Annotated in this window: 19 protein-coding genes; 13 read left to right on the top strand and 6 right to left on the bottom strand. The window is 58.2% G+C overall.

Annotation, left to right across the window (positions count from 1 at the left end; all coding sequences use genetic code 11):
* Positions 1-8 precede the first annotated feature (8 nt).
* Positions 9-911, bottom strand: coding sequence for a LysR family transcriptional regulator (locus tag HMPREF9463_RS09715; RefSeq protein WP_035138871.1), 903 nt, complete (start codon positions 909-911; stop codon positions 9-11).
* A 274-nt stretch (positions 912-1,185) separates the two neighbouring features.
* On the opposite strand from HMPREF9463_RS09715, the gene HMPREF9463_RS09710 reads away from it, so the two are divergent.
* From HMPREF9463_RS09710 to HMPREF9463_RS09700, 3 genes are all read left to right on the top strand, one after another.
* On the top strand, positions 1,186-2,496 hold the full coding sequence (locus HMPREF9463_RS09710) for an O-acetylhomoserine aminocarboxypropyltransferase/cysteine synthase family protein (RefSeq protein ID WP_035138914.1): 1,311 nt from the start codon (positions 1,186-1,188) through the stop codon (positions 2,494-2,496).
* A 313-nt stretch (positions 2,497-2,809) separates the two neighbouring features.
* The gene (locus HMPREF9463_RS10560) at positions 2,810-3,586 is read left to right on the top strand and encodes a hypothetical protein (RefSeq protein ID WP_052044232.1); all 777 of its coding nucleotides are present in this window, start codon (positions 2,810-2,812) and stop codon (positions 3,584-3,586) included.
* Positions 3,587-3,772: 186 nt separating this feature from the next.
* On the top strand, positions 3,773-3,979 hold the full coding sequence (locus HMPREF9463_RS09700; protein WP_035138870.1) for a hypothetical protein: 207 nt from the start codon (positions 3,773-3,775) through the stop codon (positions 3,977-3,979).
* Positions 3,980-4,087: 108 nt separating this feature from the next.
* On the opposite strand, the gene HMPREF9463_RS09695 is transcribed toward HMPREF9463_RS09700, so the two are convergent.
* Positions 4,088-5,002, bottom strand: a complete 915-nt coding sequence (locus HMPREF9463_RS09695) for a ketopantoate reductase family protein (RefSeq protein WP_035138869.1) — start codon at positions 5,000-5,002, stop codon at positions 4,088-4,090.
* Between the two features lie 325 nt (positions 5,003-5,327).
* Between HMPREF9463_RS09695 and HMPREF9463_RS09690 the strand changes: the two genes are divergently transcribed.
* From HMPREF9463_RS09690 to HMPREF9463_RS09665, 6 genes are all read left to right on the top strand, one after another.
* Positions 5,328-6,518 (top strand): aldo/keto reductase, encoded by a 1,191-nt coding sequence (locus tag HMPREF9463_RS09690; protein WP_035138911.1) that lies wholly within the window; start codon positions 5,328-5,330, stop codon positions 6,516-6,518.
* 91 nt (positions 6,519-6,609) lie between these two features.
* Entirely contained in the window at positions 6,610-7,629 is a 1,020-nt protein-coding gene (locus HMPREF9463_RS09685; RefSeq protein WP_052044231.1) for a Gfo/Idh/MocA family protein, read from the top strand.
* A gap of 152 nt (positions 7,630-7,781) precedes the next feature.
* On the top strand, positions 7,782-8,648 hold the full coding sequence (locus HMPREF9463_RS09680) for a deoxyribonuclease IV (RefSeq protein ID WP_035138868.1): 867 nt from the start codon (positions 7,782-7,784) through the stop codon (positions 8,646-8,648).
* Between the two features lie 147 nt (positions 8,649-8,795).
* On the top strand, positions 8,796-9,656 hold the full coding sequence (locus tag HMPREF9463_RS09675) for an ABC transporter substrate-binding protein (RefSeq protein ID WP_035138867.1): 861 nt from the start codon (positions 8,796-8,798) through the stop codon (positions 9,654-9,656).
* Positions 9,657-9,774: 118 nt separating this feature from the next.
* Positions 9,775-11,136 carry an ABC transporter permease subunit gene (locus HMPREF9463_RS09670; protein WP_232219798.1) on the top strand — a complete coding sequence of 454 codons (1,362 nt, stop codon included), beginning with the start codon at positions 9,775-9,777 and terminating at the stop codon, positions 11,134-11,136.
* Between the two features lie 12 nt (positions 11,137-11,148).
* Positions 11,149-11,901, top strand: coding sequence for an amino acid ABC transporter ATP-binding protein (locus tag HMPREF9463_RS09665; RefSeq protein WP_035138865.1), 753 nt, complete (start codon positions 11,149-11,151; stop codon positions 11,899-11,901).
* 117 nt (positions 11,902-12,018) lie between these two features.
* Here HMPREF9463_RS09665 and HMPREF9463_RS09660 read toward each other — a convergent pair whose 3' ends face one another.
* Positions 12,019-12,438, bottom strand: coding sequence for a flavodoxin (locus tag HMPREF9463_RS09660; RefSeq protein ID WP_035138864.1), 420 nt, complete (start codon positions 12,436-12,438; stop codon positions 12,019-12,021).
* A 46-nt stretch (positions 12,439-12,484) separates the two neighbouring features.
* The gene (locus tag HMPREF9463_RS09655) at positions 12,485-13,189 is read right to left on the bottom strand and encodes a DUF3793 family protein (RefSeq protein ID WP_035138863.1); all 705 of its coding nucleotides are present in this window, start codon (positions 13,187-13,189) and stop codon (positions 12,485-12,487) included.
* A 175-nt stretch (positions 13,190-13,364) separates the two neighbouring features.
* Here HMPREF9463_RS09655 and HMPREF9463_RS09650 point away from each other — a divergent pair, with 175 nt between their 5' ends.
* The 3 genes from HMPREF9463_RS09650 to HMPREF9463_RS11205 all read left to right on the top strand — a co-directional run bounded on the left by HMPREF9463_RS09650 (position 13,365) and on the right by HMPREF9463_RS11205 (position 16,573).
* Positions 13,365-13,748: a heavy-metal-associated domain-containing protein gene (locus HMPREF9463_RS09650; RefSeq protein WP_035138862.1), complete on the top strand. Its 384-nt coding sequence runs from the start codon at positions 13,365-13,367 to the stop codon at positions 13,746-13,748.
* 272 nt (positions 13,749-14,020) lie between these two features.
* On the top strand, positions 14,021-14,287 hold the full coding sequence (locus HMPREF9463_RS10555) for a hypothetical protein (protein ID WP_148334234.1): 267 nt from the start codon (positions 14,021-14,023) through the stop codon (positions 14,285-14,287).
* 30 nt (positions 14,288-14,317) lie between these two features.
* Positions 14,318-16,573: a hypothetical protein gene (locus HMPREF9463_RS11205; protein ID WP_052044228.1), complete on the top strand. Its 2,256-nt coding sequence runs from the start codon at positions 14,318-14,320 to the stop codon at positions 16,571-16,573.
* Here HMPREF9463_RS11205 and HMPREF9463_RS09640 read toward each other — a convergent pair.
* Both HMPREF9463_RS09640 and HMPREF9463_RS09635 read right to left on the bottom strand, forming a co-directional pair.
* Positions 16,570-16,995 (bottom strand): hypothetical protein, encoded by a 426-nt coding sequence (locus HMPREF9463_RS09640; protein WP_227790077.1) that lies wholly within the window; start codon positions 16,993-16,995, stop codon positions 16,570-16,572. The genes HMPREF9463_RS11205 and HMPREF9463_RS09640 overlap by 4 nt on opposite strands.
* Positions 16,988-18,493, bottom strand: coding sequence for a Y-family DNA polymerase (locus tag HMPREF9463_RS09635; RefSeq protein ID WP_052044227.1), 1,506 nt, complete (start codon positions 18,491-18,493; stop codon positions 16,988-16,990). The genes HMPREF9463_RS09640 and HMPREF9463_RS09635 overlap by 8 nt, the downstream gene beginning before the upstream one ends.
* Positions 18,494-18,717: 224 nt before the next feature.
* Between HMPREF9463_RS09635 and HMPREF9463_RS09630 the strand changes: the two genes are divergently transcribed.
* Positions 18,718-19,242, top strand: coding sequence for an iron-containing alcohol dehydrogenase (locus tag HMPREF9463_RS09630; protein WP_035138860.1), 525 nt, complete (start codon positions 18,718-18,720; stop codon positions 19,240-19,242).
* Positions 19,243-19,414 lie beyond the last annotated feature (172 nt).

Genomic DNA, 19,414 nt, shown 5'->3' with positions numbered 1-19,414 from the left:
TCCGACAGTTAGTTGGCATGGATGATGCGGTTGAGCTCATCGAGGTATTGCTGCAAGAGGGGAGAGGGCTTGCGCTCGTCGTGCATGATATAGCCTACGTGCATCGTTGGGGCGTCTGCTAACGGGATCGATGCCATACCCCATTGCATTTCATTGGAGAGGACGCCGGTCGACAGGGTGTAACCGTTCGACGTGATAAGTAAGTTGGTAAGTGTTCCGCGGTCCGAGATTCGTATGTTGCGGTCGCAAGGGATATAGCTAAAAGGTTCCTCGGCGTAATAGAAGGAGTTTGAGGTTCCCTGCTCAAAGCTGTAGCGCGTATAGGGCGTGAGGTCGGCAAGGGACAGCTGAGGGCGGCGTGCGAGCGGGTGGCGCTCGCTAACGAAGACGTGGACCGTCGCGTCGAATAGGGGATGGAAGCTTGCACGGGCATCGGCGAAGGCCTTCTGCAGAACGCGGGCGTTAAAGTCATCCAGATACAGAATGCCGATATCGCTGCGAAACGCACGGACGTCATCAATGATCTGCGATGTGGTGGTCTCGCGCATGATGAACTCGAACTTGCTGTCGCGGCAGCGCTCGACCACGTTGACAAAGGCCTCGACCGAAAAGGCGTAGTGCTGGGCGGAAATGGCGAGGCGGGCTTGCGGGGTGCCGCCGTCCTCGTAGCGTGCCTCGAGCATGTCGGCCTGCTCTACGACCTGGCGCGCATAACCCAAAAGCTCGGTGCCGTCGTTGGTGAGTGCAACACCGCGGCTAGAGCGCGTAAAAATTTCGATATGAAGTTCCTGCTCCAGGCTTTTGACGGCGTTTGAGATGTTGGACTGAGCAGTATAGAGGCGCTGAGCTGCGGCGTTGATTGAGCCGGACTCTGCCACGGCGATCAGAAAACGAAGCTGTTGGAGGGTCATCGGCGCTCGTCCTTTCGATTGTTATCTATAAAACAGATAACATGTTAGCGCTTTTAAGTGATTGACCGAGGGAAACAATGCTCGTACTATTCAAAACACACAAAGGCAGTAGGTAATTAAGCCAACTACGGAATCGGGATGCGAAAGGAGGCCCGCATATGAATTGCTTACCAAGACGAATGCCGGGCTCCTGTTTGCGCCCGTCGGCGTGATCAGGAGACAGCGACTTACTTCTCTCTTATTTATTTACTTTTATTTGATCAAGGAGATCATCATGAGCCAGTTCATCAACAACTCCGAGCACACCTTTGGTTTCGATACCCTGCAGCTGCACGTTGGTCAGGAGAGCGCCGATCCTGCATCCGACTCCCGTGCCGTGCCTATCTACCAGACCACGAGCTATGTGTTCCGCAACTCCCAGCACGCCGCCGACCGCTTTGGTCTTGCAGACGCCGGTAACATCTACGGCCGTCTGACCAACTCCACCCAGGGCGTCTTCGAGGATCGTATCGCCGCACTCGAGGGCGGCGTTGCTGGCCTTGCCGTCGCCTCCGGTGCTGCTGCCATCACCTATACCCTGCAGGCTCTTGCCCAGGCCGGTGACCACGTGGTGGCTCAGAAGACCATTTACGGTGGCTCCTACAACCTGCTGGAGCATACGCTCTCCCAGTTTGGCGTCGAGACCACGTTTGTCGATGCCCATAACCTGGAAGAGGTCGAGGGTGCCATCAAGGACAACACCACGGTCATCTATCTCGAGACGCTCGGCAACCCCAACTCCGACATCCCCAACATCGACGCCATCTCCGAGATCGCCAAGAAGCACGGTCTGCCGGTTGTCGTCGACAACACCTTCGGCACCCCGTATCTGTTCCGTCCGCTGGAGCATGGTGCCAACATCGTCGTCCACTCCGCAACCAAGTTCATCGGCGGCCACGGCACCTCGCTGGGCGGTGTGATCGTCGACGGCGGTAACTTCGATTGGAAGGCGAGCGGAAAGTACGCCCAGATCGCTGAGCCCAACCCCTCCTACCACGGTGTTTCGTTTGCCGAGGCTGCCGGTCCCGCCGCCTTCGCGACCTTTGTCCGCGCTATCCTGCTGCGTGACGAGGGCGCCTGCATCAGCCCGTTCAACGCCTGGGTCTTGCTCCAGGGCACCGAGACCCTGTCGCTGCGCGTTGACCGTCATGTCGAGAACACCAAGAAGGTCGTTGAGTTCCTGGCTGGTGACAGCCACGTCGCCAAGGTGAACCACCCGAGCCTGCCTGAGCACCCCGACCATGAGCTTTACAAGCAGTATTTCCCCAACGGCGGTGCCTCGATCTTTACCTTTGAGATTAAGGGTGGCCAGGAGGCAGCTTGGAAGTTCATCGATCATCTGCAGGTGTTCTCGCTGCTCGCCAACGTGGCCGACGTCAAGTCGCTCGTCGTGCACCCGGCTACCACCACGCACTCCCAGCTCTCTGCCGAGGAGCTCGCTGAGCAGAACATCACGCCCTCCACGATTCGTCTTTCCATCGGTACCGAGAACGCCGAGGACATCATTTGGGATCTGAAGCAGGCCTTCGCCGCGCTGGACGAGTAAGGCGACTTGTGCAAGGACCCCTTGCGACTCGATAGGTATAACTGCATAAAATGCCTGCTCAAGGCGCCTGTGCGAACAATGGTTGCACAGGCGCCTTTTTTGCATAGGAAGGGCGCTGTTACAGGGTTTTTGGCATGCTTTATGCAATCGAGATGTGGAAAACTCCTGTTGAGAGGATGTGAGTTTTACGCAATTGACGTGCGCCTTTTGAGTAAAACCGCAGGTCGCGATTTGCTCGGGGTACTATGCAGCGCGATCGAATCACACGCAGCTCAAACGCAGCAAAAAACGCACTACGGAGGTTTCCAGCTACATGAGGATCGATTCACGAAAACCGAAAGCCGCCGCCCTTTCCGCCGCTCTGACCGTGGCACTTTTGGCGGGCGCCGGCGCAACTGATGCCCACGCGGCAACACTATCCGATACGGTTGGATCTACGCCGTCCGAGGCGACGCTGGTGCAGCCCGTCGACTACCGCGGCGACGGTTATGGCTCTATGCAGGAGTGGAACGCCTCGATGGGGGCAAAGCGCGATTCCCTGGAGATGCGCGCTCAGATTATTATGAATATGTATGGCGACTATGTTACCGATGACGAGCGCGCTGTGCTGCAGAGCTGCATCGACGGTGCGGGTAGCCTGTTGACGATGGGGGAGGTCGACGCCAAGTCGACCGAGCTCGACGAGCTTCGCTCCACGCTTGAGGATGCCAAGCGCGAGGCGCTCGAGGCTGCCGCAGCCGAAGCCGAGGCCGCTGAGGCCGTTCAGGCTTCGTATTACAACGCCGGCTCCGGCTCGTCTTACGCGTCTGCTGCGTATTACGCGAACGGCTCGGGCCTGACGCGCTCGAGCGGCGTCAATAACTATAACGGCCGCCGCGAGACTTATTACAGCAGCAACGTGTTGTATCACCACCGCACGGGCGAATGGACGCAGGATTCCGAGGGCTTTTGGCGCGATTCCGATGGCTACTACGTCGTGGCCGCGGGTGATAAAGCTCAGGGCTCCACGTTTACCGGTTCCAAGGGCGAGTGCAAGGTCTATGACTCCGGCTGCGCAGCCGGAACCACCGACTACTACACTGGCTGGTAATTTTTCTGCATCACGGATATTTGGCGGATGGGCGTCTTTACCGAGCTTTAGGGCAACGTAAGGACGCCCGTTCTATGTATGCGTTTGAGCTAACAGAGCCCTTACCGTGACGGTACGTCGCGCATATGGGCGCGGGGCACACTAGTTCATGAGAAATAAGGTCTTTCTCGTGGAGGAAGTGGTCTTGTGAACGCTCGAGATATTGCCATTGCCGCCGTCGCATTGGTGCTTGGCTGCCTTGGTCCTACGGCCGCGCTCGTTGCGGGCATGCAGGGGTCTTGTGGGGCTGCCTCTATCGTGGTCAGTGCGTTGGTCGCGGCCGCACTGCTGGGAAGTGCGGGTGTAGTCCTTTGTCGCGACGATGAGGACCAGGCGTCGGAGTCGCAGCTCTAACCGTCGGGACATCGACTACTGGTTATAGATGAAGATGAAAGCCGCCGTAAGGGGAGTGCTCCTTGTGGCGGCTTTGCTGTTGAGCCTGTTGACGTGGTGAGCCGGGCGCTACCAGCTTTTCTCGATATCGCGGATGCGCTGATAGAGCCAATCGTTTTGCGGCACTTGGATATCGTGTTTGACGGCCAGGCGGCAAATGGTGCCCGCGAACTCCTCGACTTCGGTTTTTCGTTGCGCGATGCGGTCCTGCGCCATCGAGGGCATACCGGTGGGGTCGATTCCCTCGATGAGGTGCACCATCTGCGTCAGGTCTGCCTCGGTGAGTTCGATGCCTTCGGCATTGGCGACCGCAAGCGTCTCGCGCATGGCGGAGACAAAACAGCGGCGCTGCTCGGAGCCCGGCTCCGTGGCGCTTCCGTAGGTCCCGCCGTAGGCCATGCAGGTCTGGTTGATGCCGTCGTTGAGCATGAGTTTGGCCCACATGCGGTGCGCAATGTCGCTCTCGACGGTATGGGCGATGCCGCAGCGCGTATAGAGCTCGTCGATAGCGGCGACGGTCGCGGGGTCCGTGCCGGCCGCCGCGCCAAAGCGGATCTCGCCCGCATTGGTAAAGGTGAGCGCGCCGTTGAGGAACACGGCGTCCATGCCCTGGCAGATACCAAGAACGGTATGCTCCCAGCCAAAGCGTTCGGCAATCTTTTGCTCGCTCGTAATGCCGTTGCATAGCGAGGCGATGAGCGTGTTGGGTCCCACGACGCGCTCCATAGTCTTGAGTGCTTGGTCGAGACCGGTGGTCTTGACTGTCAGGATGACCAGATCGGCGGGCGTCGCCTCGCTGGCGCGGACGGACGTGAGATCGCAGGGCTTGCCGTTGACAGTGAGCGCATCGCCCGCGTGACGCTCAAAACGGGTGTCATCCATAACGTATTCGACGGCGTCATTGCCGAGGGCCCTGGCAATCATGCTGCCATAGAGCAGGCCGACGCCGCCCTTGCCGATAAAAGCGACCTTGTTGATCTGCATGTGAATCATCTCCCCATGTAAAAGGCGCCCGCGTAAGGGGCGCCTGATGGATTGTATGCTGCCAGGGTGATTGGTGGGTGCGCGGGGCGGCTGTTATAAAAAAGAAACGTTTGCCTGGACGCTACGCTGCAGGGCAGACCGCAAAGACATGCGCGTGGTCATGCCCGGCTCCTTTCATCGGGCTTTTTGCTGATGTTAAAGCGGTGCCGTGACGGCTCGATTTCTGCTGCGTTACGATACGTTCTCGATTGCGATTCCACGATGTTTCGGCTGCGTGACCATTGTGTTTCGCCTTGCCGGGGCGCTGATGGCGAAGGGAGGGGCCGTGCAATACCGTGTTGACCCCAAAAGTGGTAACCGAATATCCGCTCTGGGTCTGGGCTGCATGAGGTTTCCCGGTGCGCCGGGACACCCCGATGCGAAGACCGCCGACGCTATCATCTCCCGTGCGGTGGAGCAGGGGATTAACTACCTGGACACGGCCTATCTCTATCCCGGCAACGAGGCGTGCATGGGCGCTTCGCTTGAACGATTGGGGCTGCGTGACCGGGTGTTGCTGGCGACCAAGTTGCCGCATGCTTCGTGCAAGTGTGCGGAGGATTTCGACCGGTTCTTCGATGAGCAATTGCGCCGCCTGCGGACCGACCATATCGACTATTACCTCATGCACAACATTACCTCGCCCGCCCAGTGGGAACGTGTGGTGGCGTTGGGCATCGAGGACTGGATTGCGCGCCAAAAGGCTTCGGGGCGCATTCGCCAGATCGGTTTTTCGTACCACGGCAGTGCGGCGGACTTCCTCACGATGCTCGATGCGTATGTGTGGGACTTTTGCCAGATCCAGTACAACTACGCTGGAGAGCGATATCAGGCGGGAACGGCGGGGCTCATGGCCGCCGCCGAGCGAGGTCTCGCGGTGTTTGTGATGGAGCCGCTTTTGGGCGGACGCTTGGCAGGCAAATTGCCTCCGCGGGCGCGCGCTGTTCTCGATGGTGCATGCGATCGGCATTTGCATACGCCTGCCGCTTGGGGGCTCTCGTGGGTGTGGAATCATCCCCAGGTGACCATGTTGCTTTCTGGTATGACCGATACCGCGCAAGTGGACGAGAATTCGTCACTGGCAGACCTCGCGTTGCCGAATTCGATGACGGCCAACCAGCTCGACACGATTGCGCGCGTGTTGATGGAGTTTGAGAAATCGAACCGTGTGCCCTGCACGGGATGCGGCTACTGCATGCCATGTCCCAAGGGTATTAACATTCCCGGCTGCTTTGCCGCTTACAACGCGAGCTACGCGCACAGCTGGTTTACGGGGCTGTCTCAATACTTTACGGCGAGCGCGGTGCGCACGAGCGAGCCCAAGCTGGTGAGCAATTGCGTCAAGTGCGGTAAATGCGCACGTCACTGCCCGCAGCACATCGATATTCCCGAGCGTCTCGATGACGTGCGCCGACGTTTCCAGCCTGGCCCCGTAACGGCTGTGCTTAAAGCCTTCCGCACAACGCGCTCCTCATGATCCTTTTATATCTTGTGATGGAATAGTTCCTGTTTACGGCAGAATAGGGCAACAGCAGGAACTATTTCGCCGCAACTAATGGGAGACTATCGTGGGTGACCGAGGTTTACGTAATGATTCGCGTGAGGTTCGTTGGGGCATTTTGGGCGCCGGGCACATTTCTCATCGATTTGCATCGTCGCTCAAGAAGGTCGACGGGGCACGGCTGGTGGCTGCGGCCGGCCGCACTCCTGCACATGTCGAGGAATTTTGCCGAGTGTTTTCGATCGATGCTGCGCATGGCCATGTCTCGGTCGACGATAACGGCAATGCGGCTTATGACGCGCTGATTGCCGACCCCGATGTCGACGCAATCTACTTGGCTCTTCCGCATGGCATGCATACGCGTTGGGCCTGTCGCGCGCTGCGCGCCGGAAAGGCCGTGCTGTGCGAAAAGCCGGCCGTTTTGAGTGAGGAAGAGGCTCTCTCGATTGCCTCCACCTCTCGTGAGCGCGGCGTGCTGTTAATGGAGGCGATGAAGAATCGGTTTTGCCCGATGCGCACTCGCGTGAAGGACTTGCTTGCGTCGGGTGAGCTTGGCCGTATTGTCTCGATTGAAAGCGTGCAAAAGCTCGATTACGGCGAGCCTCCTTCGGGCTATCTGCTTGATCCGTTGCAGGGCGGCTGTCTATATGACATGGGCTGTTATGCGGTCGGTTGGTTTGAGGATTTGCTCGCGGGCGCGTGCGAGGTTTCGTCCCGTGAAGTTCGCTGGCGTGACGTATCGAGCGGCCGCGTCGATTGGGCCGACGAGATCCATATGAGCGTCGGCGGTATACCCATTCATATGGCGTGCGACGGCAAAGCAACATATGAAAGCCGCTTAACGATTGCCTGTGAGCGGGGCTCGTTGGAAATCGAGCGTCTCCATCGCCCCGAGCTCGCCCATGTGAAGTATTCCGACGGTCGAACGCTAGAAATAAATGCCCCGTTTGAGATCGATGATTTCTACGGCGAAATCCAGCATGCGACCCAGCTCATCTGGGCGGGGAAACTCGAGAGTCCCGTCATGCCCCTTGCCGCCACGCAGCGCTGTGCGCACATCATCGATGCGATTCGCTTAAAACTTTAGGGCGCGGGGGCATGGCGCCAGCGCCTGGAATGCCTTGGAGGCCTTTGCCCCTGATGCCCCTTTTATAACTTGCGGTGGAATACGGTCTGTTTGCGCCAAAATAAGGCACCAATAGACCGTATTTTTCCGCAACTGATGAGGGGGAGTTGGAGATGCTGACGATCGGGTGTCATCTTTCGACGACGAAGGGCTATCGGGCGATGGGGGAGACGGCGTTGTCCATTGGCGCCAATACCTTTGCGTTCTTTACGCGCAACCCGCGAGGTGGCAAGGCAAAAGACCTTGACATGGATGACGTGGCGGCCCTGCGCGAGCTTATGGAGCAAAACGACTTTGGCCCGCTCGTGGCTCATGCCCCGTATACCTATAACCCCTGCTCCGCTAAGGAGCGGGCGCGCGAGTTTGCCCTGGAGGCCATGGCCGAGGATCTGCAGCGTATGGAAGCACTGCCCGGCAACTACTACAACTTCCATCCCGGTGCGCATGTGGGGCAGGGCTCCGACGCCGGCATTCAGATGATTGTTGATACGCTGTGCCAGGTGATGTTTGAGGGCCAGCAGACGACGGTGCTGCTCGAGACCATGGCCGGCAAGGGCACCGAGGTGGGCCGCAGCTTTGAGGAGCTGGCGCTAATCATCGAGGGCGTTGCCGACAAGCGCCCCGAGCTGTCGGCCAAGTTGGGCGTTTGCCTAGATACCTGCCATGTGAATGACGCCGGCTATGACATCGTCCGCGATCTTGACGGTGTGCTTGACGAGTTCGATCGCGTGGTGGGTATCGAGCGCCTGCGCGCCGTGCACATCAATGACTCCAAGAATCCTTGCGGCGCCCATAAGGATCGCCACGAGTGCATCGGCAAGGGCTACCTGGGTAGTGAAGAGTTTGGCGGCGGTATGCAGGTTATACAGAATATTGTATCGAATGGCCGCTTGCGCGCATTGCCATTCATCTTGGAGACACCGAACGAACTTGCAGGTTATGCGGCTGAAATCAAACTGTTAAGGTCGTTGCAGCAGTAATGGCTGCCATAAAGTGGAGCGCTCCATTCACGTTATGGGTTTGTTTCAATCAGTTTTCTAATTGCAGATTCTTCCAAGCGGGTGCATAATAACCCTCAGTTTTTGCAGACCTCTGAATCACGTGGGGTCATTGGAAGGAGACTGATTATGAAGCTGAAGAAGCTTGGCGCATTTGCCGCCACGGGTGCTATGGCGCTCGCCCTCGCTCTGACGGGCTGCGGCTCGTCCAACGCCACCTCTGGTTCTGATGCCGGTTCCAGCAGCTCTGACGACGCTAAGGTCGAGAAGGTCGACGGCTCCAAGGAGTACGCGCTCGTCAAGGACGGTACGCTGACCGTCGGCACCTCTGCCGAGTACGCTCCGTTTGAGTACAAGGATGACAACGGCGATTATCAGGGCTTTGACCTTGAGCTCATCAAGGCTATCGGCGACAAGCTGGGCCTGGATGTCGAGTATGTCAACAATGACTTTGACACGCTGGTTCCGGGCGTCGCTTCGGGTGCCAAATATGACGTCTCCATCGCGGCTATCACCGACACGCCCGAGCGTGAGAAGGAAGTCACTTTCTCCGATTCCTACTACATGGACGATCAGGCTATCGTGACCAAGGTCGATAACACCGACATCACGGCCGACAACTACAGCGAGAAGCTCAACAACGCCGATGCTACCATCATCGTCCAGTCTGGCTCGACCGCCGAGTCCTTTGCCCAGGAGAACTTCCCCAAGGCCAAGATTGTCCCCTACAAGGACGCCACCGAGTGCTTCAGCGCCCTGCAGTCCGATAAGGGCGACGCCGTAGTCACCAACCGCTCTGTTGCCAGCCAGCTGACCGCCGAGCAGTTCAACACCTGCCAGACCATTAAGCAGATTAGCACCGGCGAGGAGTACGCCATCGCCATCAACCAGGGCAACACCAAGCTCAAGGACGACATCAACCAGGCCATCAAGGACCTGACCGACGACGGTACCGTTGACGCCCTCATGGCTAAGTACAACATCAAGTAAAATAGCTACTTGATTGCTCGCGGGCCCTTTCCGTTTTGGCGGAGAGGGCCTTTGCGCTTCTCTTGACGGAGAGTATTTCCGTCTCGTTTTGCCGGCAACTTCTACGATAGGAGCCACCTTGTCTCGACTGAACAAAGGAGCCGCGGAGCAGCGTTTTCCACTGCCCGCCTTGCTTCAAAAGCTAGCCTGCGCCATGGCCGTGACGCTCGCGCTGGTGTGCGCAGGGGCATATGCGCCCACGACCGCCCAGGCGCTTGAGGCCGCAAAGATTACCGCCCGACCCAACACTGGTTCGGGCAGCGCTGTGGTCGGCGGTACCGAGACGCGCATTACCTGGGAGGTCCAGGCCGATGCCGATGAGGAGCTGAGCGGTCTTTCGCTGACGTTTGTCGACGGCACGACGTTTGGTACCGATGACACGCGATTGACGATGCTCTCGGGCGAGGACCTCATGGATCGTACGCCCATGAAGCCCACGTGCAAGGCTGACGGCCAGACGCTCAAGATTGATTTTGGCGAGACGGCGCCTGCCGGCGGCTATTTCCGAGTCGAGGTTTACGGCGTGACGTTTCCCGTCGAGGGCGGCGATGAGGCCTTTAGTGGCACCTATACGCTCGCCGACGGTTCGACCAAGAAGATTTCAAAAATTCCTTCCGTCGAGATCAAGGGCGTGACGGCCTTCGATAACTTCCTGGCCGATCTTAAGGAGCAGCCGTGGGTCGAGGCCTGGAACTCCAATATGTTCCTGCGCCTGTTCTTGAACCCGGTCATTTTGGTCCAAAGCCTGCCGATCGTCTTTAAGGGCTTCCTTATGTCGCTTTCGATCGTGCTTGTGGCGTTTCCGCTGGCAATTCCCTTCGGTTTTGCCCTGTCGCTCATGCGCATCTCCAAGTCGCGCATCCTGCGTTGCCTCGCCGGCATCTACGTGAATATCATTCGCGGTACGCCGGCGTTCCTGCAGATCTATATCGCGTTCTTCGGTCTGCCGTTGGCCGGCGTCAAGGTGGACGACTATGTCTTGGGCGTTATCGTCATGGCCATGAACTCGTCTGCGTACCTATGCGAGATCTTCCGTGCCGGTATTCAATCGATCCCCAAGGGCCAAAACGAAGCTGCTCGCTCTCTGGGCATGAATGCCTTCCAGACGCTGCTCTACGTTATGATTCCGCAGACGTTCCGCAATGTTTTGCCTACGCTGACCAGCGAGTTTATCTTGCTTTACAAGGATACGTCGCTGCTTGCGGCCGTGGGCGTGGTCGAGATCGTCATGAACGCCCGTACCATCGTGGCCACGACGGGCTCCATTACACCGTACGTGGTTGCCGCCCTGTTCTATCTGGTCATCACCCTGCCGCTTGCTCGCTTGGTGAGCGGTCTTGAGGCGAGGCTTTTGGGCACGGCCGAAACCAAAAAGAAGCGTCCCACCAAGAGTGCCGGACAGGTTGTCGCGACGCCCGCCGATCACATCGCCGGTCTGTAAGGAGGTCCTATTATGAGCGAAACCAATAACGCGAACGAGGTCGTCGTCAGCATCAAGAACCTCCAGAAGGCCTTTGGCGATAACGTGGTCCTGCGCGATATCGATCTGGATGTGCACAAGGGCGAGGTCGTCGTAGTCCTGGGTCCTTCGGGCTCGGGCAAGTCGACGATGCTTCGCTGCATCAATCGTCTGGAGCATCCCACGAGCGGCTCGATTGTCGTTGAGGGCGTGGACGTGTGCGCCAAGGGCGTCGACCTTAACAAAGTACGTACGCATCTGGGTATGGTGTTCCAGCAGTTCAATTTGTTCCCGCACCTGTCAGTCAAAAAGAACGTCATGCTCGCGCAGCAGAAGGTGCTCAAGCGCAGCAAGGAAGAGGCCGAGAAGATTGCCGTCGAGGAGCTGACCAAGGTCGGCCTGGCCGAGCGCATCGACTTTATGCCGAGCCAGCTCTCGGGCGGCCAGCAGCAGCGCGTGGCCATCGCCCGCGCCCTGTCGATGAACCCGCACGTGATGCTCTTTGACGAGGCCACGTCGGCGCTCGACCCTGAGCTCGTGCGCGACGTTCTGGGCGTCATGCGCGACCTGGCGCACGACGGTATGACCATGATCGTCGTGACGCACGAGATGGGCTTTGCCCGCGATGTCGCCGACCGCGTCGTCTTTATGGACGGCGGCGTCATTGTGGAAGAGGGTACGCCGAGCGAGGTCTTCGACCACCCCAAGAGCGAGCGCACCAAGGCGTTCTTGGGCAATATCTCGTAGCCGCTTTATATGACTGACATAGCAGAAAACGGGAGCCGGATGTGATCCGGCTCCCGTTTTTGTTGGGACGCGAATGTGTTTTGTTGCAATGCGCGTTGCGGGCGGAGCTCATTGCCGCTAGGCGAGCTCGGCTCCAAGGGCGCGGCAGGCCGCTTCGCTCTCATCATCGGGGGCGTCGTAGCAGATGACGGAATCGACGACGTTGACGCCCTCCTCGTCGGCGTCCGCCTTCCAGTTGTCCATCCATTCGCCCTCGGCCCACGAATAAGAGCCAAAGAGGACGACCTTCTTATCGCCGAGGGTCTCCTTGACCTCGTCCCACATCGGCTGGAACTCGTCATACTCAAGCTCCTCGGAACCCATGGCGGGGCAGCCGAAGGCAATGGCGTCATAGCTGGCGGCCTTGTCTGCGGAGAAGTCGGCGCAGGAAATGACCTCTGCCTCGGCGCCGGCACCGGTTGCGCCCTCGGCAACGAAGTTTGCCATGGCCTCGGTGTTGCCTGTACCGCTCCAGTAGACGACGGCGATCTTGCTCATATGTTTTCCTTTCGGTTGTGCGGCGTGCGGCCGCGTTTTGTATGCTCTATCGGGTTGCCTGGACAAGTTGTCCCAGGGTGCAGCCCTGTTGATAGATGTAGGTTAGGTATTGCGTGCATGCGCGATAGGAATCGAAGGTCGTGAGCGCCTGCTCAACGTTTGTGTATACCTTCCATGCGCCAAAGACCTTATAGTTTTCGCCGTGCTGGACGATAAACTGATGGACATCTTCGTAGGGATAGCCCAAAAAATAGCCAATTTCGTGGGGGAACTCGCATATGCACCCCGTATCGCAGTGTCTATTTCGCGCGAGCGCGCAGACGCTGCCGTCATAGGCGCTTTCTGCGGCATTGCTGCTTGCCAGCGTGATGCGCGCGGCGAGATACACCAGGGATGCGGGCAGGTTGTGGACATCGTAACCTTCGGCGGCTAGCGCCGTCGTGGCACGGGGGTCGGAGAGGTATCGCATGAGGTCCGCAGGGCGGTACACATAGATGAGCGCTCCGCAGGGGCGCCAGACCAAAACGCTCATATGGATCCCGAGTGGCTGGAGCTCGCGGTTGCATTGGGTTATGACGGCGAGCAGGCGAGAGCGTCGCTCTTCGATATGGGCGGCGCTGGGTTTTCCGTTTTGGTTGGCGTAAACGCCGGGATAGGTAAAGAGCGAAGCCGGCTTGATGCCTGCGAGCGTAGGGGAGCAGTTGCGCACGACAGCCGTTTGGTATGTTGGGATGTCAATGGTTCGAGTCACGATGCTCCTTTCGGGTCCTCAGTTGTTAGCCTAGGAAAACCTATACACGAAAGTAAGCCATGGTCAACAAAAAAGTTTGAAGAGGGAAACTAATTGACCGAACGGACATGATTTTGGGTTAAGATGGGGACACCCCATGGGGGTATCTAGATAGCGCTACTTGAAAGGGGAACGCATGAGCGACTTGCTCAACCCTGCGAATCTCATCGTGCTGGCCGTCATTGCCGTCGGCATGTTTTTTGGACTGCGTCGTATTGCCGCTTCGACACACGGAAAGAGCTGCTGCAGCGATGGCGCGAGCGGTAAGAAGGCCAAGAAGGTAGTGGTTGCGGATACCGATCCGTCCCACTACCCCTATAGCGATGAGTTGCTCATCGGCGGCATGAGCTGCGATGGCTGCGCTCAGAATGTGGCCAATGCCCTCAATGCGCTGAATGGTGTGTGGGCAACGGTAACGTACGCGGACCACACGGCACGCGTACGCTCGAAGCGCCCGGTTGATCGCGACACACTCGAGACGGCGGTGAGGGGTGCGGGCTATTACGTTATGAAAATGTAGGCGTTGCCCTCTCCGGTGGGTACCAGCCTCCTGCCCATTGTGACTATCGGCATCCAAAAATTTGCGCAAAAATAACCTTTAGATGCGGCAAAAGTGGAGTTTGGTGACGGTTTGCGCGGAATTCACTACCAATCGAGCATCTATTAACCCGTCCAAAAAATTACAGGTGTATACTTATACACTGATTATTGCTGTGCTCAGATTGCAATTAACCGTGGACAGAAATGAAGAATGCTAAAGCTGGGCTTTAGGACAGGGGAGGCTATAACCTTATGAGACGAGTGGGAACACTTGGCTTGGTGGCAGCGCTTGCCGCTATCTTGGTATCGCCGCTGCCGGCGCACGCCGAAGACGCATCGGGTGCCGTTACCTACAATGCGGGAAATGGGTATTCCTTTGAGAAGCTCTCGCATCCTACGGTAGGAACGTCGCAGCCGGATGGCATCGTCGACTACCAGGGTAACGGTGCCGTTGCCGTTCCGGGCGCCGATGGTAATACGGCCAACAACGAAGGCGATCGCGGCCAGAGCTACACTTAGGCGGCTGCGAGCTATGGTGACTGGCTTTATGTGGGCACCTGCTATGCGGCGATGGGCAACACGCTGACGCTCATGAACAGCACGCTGGGCGATTCCTTTGATGCTGAAACCATGCGCCTGACGCTGGAGGCCATGTTTAACGGTACCTTCTTCTATGGACAGCAGAAGGAGGACGGCACGGCCGACAAGGACAGCGGCGGCATCTTGGTCAAGATCAATACCAAGACCGGTGAGACCAAGCTGCTACTCTCTGAATCGCTCAACGGCGTCGCTCCTTTGTTCCGCAATGCCGTGAGCTATAAGGGTAAGCTCTATTTCTGCGGCAGCGTCAGGGCCAATGGCGGCAAAAGCGGCCTGCCTGCTGTATATGAGATTGATCCTAAGACGGATGAGTACAAAGTTGTCTATCAGGGCCTTTCGAGCATGCAGGATTACGGTGCTGCCTACAAGCAGGGCATTTCTACCGGTATCCGCGGCATGTGTGTCCATGATGGCCAGCTCGTCATCAGTAATGTGGGTAAAGACGCGGCCGGTAAGTTTGTGTCGACAATCCTGACGTCGCCTGACCCGTCGAAGGGCCAGGACAGCTTCATCGAGATTGCTAACTCGGACACGTTGTTTAACTATCCGGCGATTCGCTATCAGGACAGCATCTACGGCGGCGCCATTTGGGATATGGTCTCGTACAATGGCCATCTCTATGCGACCATCTGCACCGGTACGCCCGAGAACGCTCCCGATGATAATTCCATGCAGTCGTTTGCCATGGTCCGTGGCGACAAGAATGCCGACGGCAGCTATTCGTGGACTCCCATTGTCGGCGATCAGAAGACGGACGGTGCAAAGTACTGCTTTGGCATCGATCCTGCCCGTACCCGTTCTGGCGCTGCCAACCTCATCGTCTACAACGACTACCTCTATATCGGTGAATACAACGACGAGGAGATTGCCCTCGAGCGCATCCTGTTCAACAAATCCAACACCGAAGAGGGCGGCAAGAGCAGCATGGGTGGCGTTGACTGCTCGTTTGTGAATGCCAATCTTGAGCAGTCGGTTAACATCTATCGCATGGACAAGGACGAGAACATGGAGCTCGTCGTTGGCGATCGCACCGACATGTTCCCCGAGGGCGGTATTTCCGGCCTGACTTCGGGCTTTGGCCGAAACGAGAACCAGTACATTTGGCGCATGCAGAAGTTCGACGGCAAGCTGTATATCGGTACCTTTGATACCGCGAGCCTGCTTGAGCCGATCGGCCAGTTCTCCAATGGCGACATTATCGATATGACGCCCGAGGAGTGGGACTCTCAGGTTCAGCGCCTTAGGGACCTGCTCGATCACCTGCTCGACAAGAAATCGCCTGACGACCCCATCGTTCCCGTGAACACGCTTGCGGACGATGATTCAAACGAGGCCGTCGAGGTCGATGATTCGAACGAAGCTGCTGAGGTTGATGATTCAAACAAGGCCGTCGATGTCGATGACGAGAAGACCGAGGTTGCTAAGGGCTTTGGCGATCTGAGCGATGCGCTGGAGGATGCCGCGGGCGGTCTTTGCGATCAGGCCGCGACGATGTCCCAGGACTTTGAGGACGACGCCGCTTATGTCCAGAAGATCGATGGCGAGATCGCGTACTTCAAGTCCTTTGCCGACCAGTATCAGGACATGCTCGATAGCTATGAGAGCCTTAAGCGGCAGTACGAGGATGCCTATGGCACCGAGCTGCCGAGCGATATTCAGGATGCGCTCGATAAGCTGCTGAGCGAGGAGAACCTCAAGAAGTTGCAGAGTGTCCTTACGTGCATGTGTTACCTGCGCGATGCCGAGCGCGGCTTTGATATGTATGTGACCGAGGACGGCGTGAACTTTACGACGCTGACGACCAATGGCTTTAACGATCCGTATAACCATGGTCTGCGCACCTTTGCGGTGACCAACCAGGGTCTGTGCCTTGGTACCGCCAACCCGTTCTATGGTTGCCAGGTCTGGATCCAGCGCAAGGAGAATTCGGAGAATCCGGTTGATCCCGGTACTCCGGATCCGACGGAACCCACCGATCCTTCGCAGCCGGGTGGCGGCGATCAGCCTGGCGGCAGCCAGACGGGTGGCAACGACCAGTCGAACAGCACCACGACCACCGTCACGACGACCGCTAAGAAGACTCCGAAGGACGGCTCGCTGCCTCGCGCTGGCGACTCGACCCTCACGCTGGTCTTGGGATTGCTGGTTGCAGCTGCCGCAGTGCTTGGCATTGCTCTCGTCTTGCGCAAGCGTTCTCGTCGCTAGGCTCGTCCGCGTAGCTCAATGTCCTGGATATCGTCGAAGTTGATGGCGATATCCCTGAGTTTGAGCAGCTTGAATGCGGGTAACGCTTCGTCGAGAATGCCCGTGCGGCTACGATAGCCGTACGTATCGTAATAGGTGACGCGCACCAAGTCGCCGCGTTTGAGGCCCTCGAGCTTTTGCGAAAGCTCGAGGGCTTTTTCTTCCGTGAGCTCACGTTTTTGCTCGACGGTGATTTCCTGCTTGCGCACGAGTTCGTAGTATCCCGTGAGGGCGGCAAAGGGCATAAACTGTGCGGCGCGGTTGGCGCGCACGGCACCGTTGGCAGTGAGGTTGGGGTCGGCTGCGCGGCGTCTGCCCTCGGGGTCCGCCAGGCGCTCGAAGGCGGTCGGCGGGCGCATGGGCTGTTGTTTGGGTTTAGGCACGGTGTCCTCCAACTTGATCGTTGCGCTCGCGCGCGGTGGCGCCGGCGGTAAAGCTTAATCCCTTGACGAGCGCGTTCTTGCCGTACTTGCCTTTCACGGCCAGGACGGCGCGCGCCAGGTCGCGCTCGCGCTCATCGGCCTCGATATCGCTGAACAGATCGATGGTGGCAAATTCCTCGGGCACAAGATTGCTAAAGCCCAGGTTGATGCGCTTGACCGGTCGTTTGGGATCGACAGTCTGCGCCCAGAGCTCATCGAAATAGCCCATGATCTTCTTAAACGAATTGGTACGCTCGGGCAGCTTGCGCGAGGCGTTGGAGTGCGCAAAGAGCGCGGCATAGCCACCACGCGGTTTGCCACCATGCTCTCCCACAAAGATGCCATCGATTGCCTGCGCTTCGCGCACCAGGCGGCGCCGTTCGTCATCGCGCTGGACGGGCTTGGGAGCACGGGGCGCGAGCTCGGGGCCGGCGGTTGCGGTGGGTTCGATGCTCGACGTACTCGAGCGCAGGTGTCCGCATCCGTCCACATATTGTGCAGTACCGCTGGCATCAAGCCTGCGTATGTCGGCGCGCTCGCTCGCGTAGCCCACAAAGAGCGAGATGCTGTCGCAGACCACGTGCTTATCGATCAAGTCCAACACGGCGTTGTCGACCATCTCGCGCAAGACGGTGTAGGCCTGCTCGTAGGCATAGCCCTTCGAGAGCACCTGTCCTGTGGTGGTCGAAGTTGCTTGCGGGCGATAGGCTTGGATATCGGCGATGGTTGTCGGCTCGCGTCCGAAGGCGTGGTCGATGAGATACTCGGCATTGACGCCGAGCTCGTCGTAAAGCAGGTTTTCGTCGAGCGCCGCGACGCCCATCAGATCGTAGACGCCGTATTTTTCGAGTCGTGCTGCCACGCCGGGGCCGATGCCCCAGATATCGGTGATGGGACGATGGGGCCAGATTTCCTTGCGAAAGGTCTCATCGTCGAGTATGCCGATGCGGCTGGGTACGTGCTTGGCGGTGATATCGAGTGCAACCTTGGCCTGGAATAGGTTGGGGCCGATGCCGACCGTCGCCGTGATGCCGGTGCGCGCCAGGACCTCGTCGCGCAACATGCAGGCGAAGCCTTCCGCATCGGTGTGATAGAGGTCCAGATAGGGTGTCACGTCGATAAAGCACTCGTCAATTGAGTAGACGTGCACGTCCTGGGGGCTGACGTATTCCAGATAAATGCCGTAGATTTGCGCCGACACCTCCATGTAGTGCTGCATGCGCGGCACTGCTTTGATGCAGTCGATGCCGTCGGGAATCTCGAACAGACGGCAGCGGTTGTGAATACCTAAGTCCTTCATGGCCTGCGTGATAGCGAGGCAGATGGTCGTGCGTCCGCGCGATTCGTCGGCAACGACTAGGTTGGTGGTGAGCGGATCGAGCCCACGGTCGACGCACTCGACGCTGGCATAAAACGTCTTGAGGTCGATGCAGATATAGGTGTGCTGCTCGTGCGCCATCCGTGCCCTTCCATCAAACACATGTTCTTATCGAATACCTGTTCGATAATACCCGCTTGCACGGACACCGTCAAAATCTGTCCCTTTTTGGCAAGTATGGTCGTGCGGCTTCATCGGGGTTTTAACGCAGCCCTAAAGAGCGCGAAACAGCTCGGAAAAGCTCGCTTCGTAGCATGAGCCTAACGATCGATACCACCATAAAGCACGGAAGGGTTGTGGGGATAATGGTCAACTATGGGTTTGGTATGCCGACGCGCTTGGTTGCGGATGGGGATGTGGCTCGCTGGTGCGGGCGATTGGTTGCCCACTATGGCGGCACCAAGGCACTGGTCGTGCTGGGAGGCGACAAGCACACGCGCGATGAGCTCGTTTCGGCGGCGCTGGGCTCGCTCGATCGTGCCCTGCTCGAACGCGTACTCTTTCGTTGCGGTTCGGCCGGGGGCGACGGGGGAGACGATTTGGTCGATGAGGCCGTAGCCCTGGCAACCGATGAGGGCGTGGACTTTGTCCTGGCGATTGGCGATGCCGATACTGCTGGCTTTGCGCGCGAGCTCGCGCGTCGCATGGCGGCGCTCGATGCCGGCGAAGACGGTTTTGTCCCTTATGGATGCATTCTCTCGGAGGGCAAGGCGCCTGCTGTCGTGGGCACCGGTGAGGTTCCCGTTTTTGCCATTATCGCGCCCGAACTGCTGGAGGGCATCGGGTCTCCTCTGCGTGAGTTGCTCGGTAGCATCTGCGCCGCGGCCTAATATTTGCCATAAAAGGACGGGTTATTTTTGGTTGGTAAAGCGTTTGACCTGCCAAAATAAGCCTGTCCCTTTTTAATCGGTTGCCGTTTGGGGGCCGATTGGCAACGCTCGCTGATTGTAGTCTTGACCTGCGCTAGAATAGTGGCATCTGAATGTCCGGGCGCATGGAGGC

The organism is Collinsella sp. 4_8_47FAA (assembly GCF_000763055.1).
In the GTDB taxonomy this organism is placed as follows: domain Bacteria; phylum Actinomycetota; class Coriobacteriia; order Coriobacteriales; family Coriobacteriaceae; genus Collinsella.
This window is presented reverse-complemented; position numbering and strand designations above follow the sequence as displayed.

What these genes read in the sequence shown, in the direction of transcription:
- HMPREF9463_RS09695 (WP_035138869.1), bottom strand. Translation starts at nt 5,002, where the DNA reads ATGCAGATCAACAAGGTCGCTTTTATCGGCAAGGGCGGCGTCGGCCTG.
- HMPREF9463_RS09665 (WP_035138865.1), top strand. Translation starts at nt 11,149, where the DNA reads ATGAGCGAAACCAATAACGCGAACGAGGTCGTCGTCAGCATCAAGAAC.
- HMPREF9463_RS09680 (WP_035138868.1), top strand. Translation starts at nt 7,782, where the DNA reads ATGCTGACGATCGGGTGTCATCTTTCGACGACGAAGGGCTATCGGGCG.
- HMPREF9463_RS09660 (WP_035138864.1), bottom strand. Translation starts at nt 12,438, where the DNA reads ATGAGCAAGATCGCCGTCGTCTACTGGAGCGGTACAGGCAACACCGAG.
- HMPREF9463_RS09635 (WP_052044227.1), bottom strand. Translation starts at nt 18,493, where the DNA reads ATGGCGCACGAGCAGCACACCTATATCTGCATCGACCTCAAGACGTTT.
- HMPREF9463_RS09650 (WP_035138862.1), top strand. Translation starts at nt 13,365, where the DNA reads ATGAGCGACTTGCTCAACCCTGCGAATCTCATCGTGCTGGCCGTCATT.
- HMPREF9463_RS09710 (WP_035138914.1), top strand. Translation starts at nt 1,186, where the DNA reads ATGAGCCAGTTCATCAACAACTCCGAGCACACCTTTGGTTTCGATACC.
- HMPREF9463_RS10560 (WP_052044232.1), top strand. Translation starts at nt 2,810, where the DNA reads ATGAGGATCGATTCACGAAAACCGAAAGCCGCCGCCCTTTCCGCCGCT.
- HMPREF9463_RS09675 (WP_035138867.1), top strand. Translation starts at nt 8,796, where the DNA reads ATGAAGCTGAAGAAGCTTGGCGCATTTGCCGCCACGGGTGCTATGGCG.
- HMPREF9463_RS10555 (WP_148334234.1), top strand. Translation starts at nt 14,021, where the DNA reads ATGAGACGAGTGGGAACACTTGGCTTGGTGGCAGCGCTTGCCGCTATC.
- HMPREF9463_RS09630 (WP_035138860.1), top strand. Translation starts at nt 18,718, where the DNA reads ATGGTCAACTATGGGTTTGGTATGCCGACGCGCTTGGTTGCGGATGGG.
- HMPREF9463_RS09715 (WP_035138871.1), bottom strand. Translation starts at nt 911, where the DNA reads ATGACCCTCCAACAGCTTCGTTTTCTGATCGCCGTGGCAGAGTCCGGC.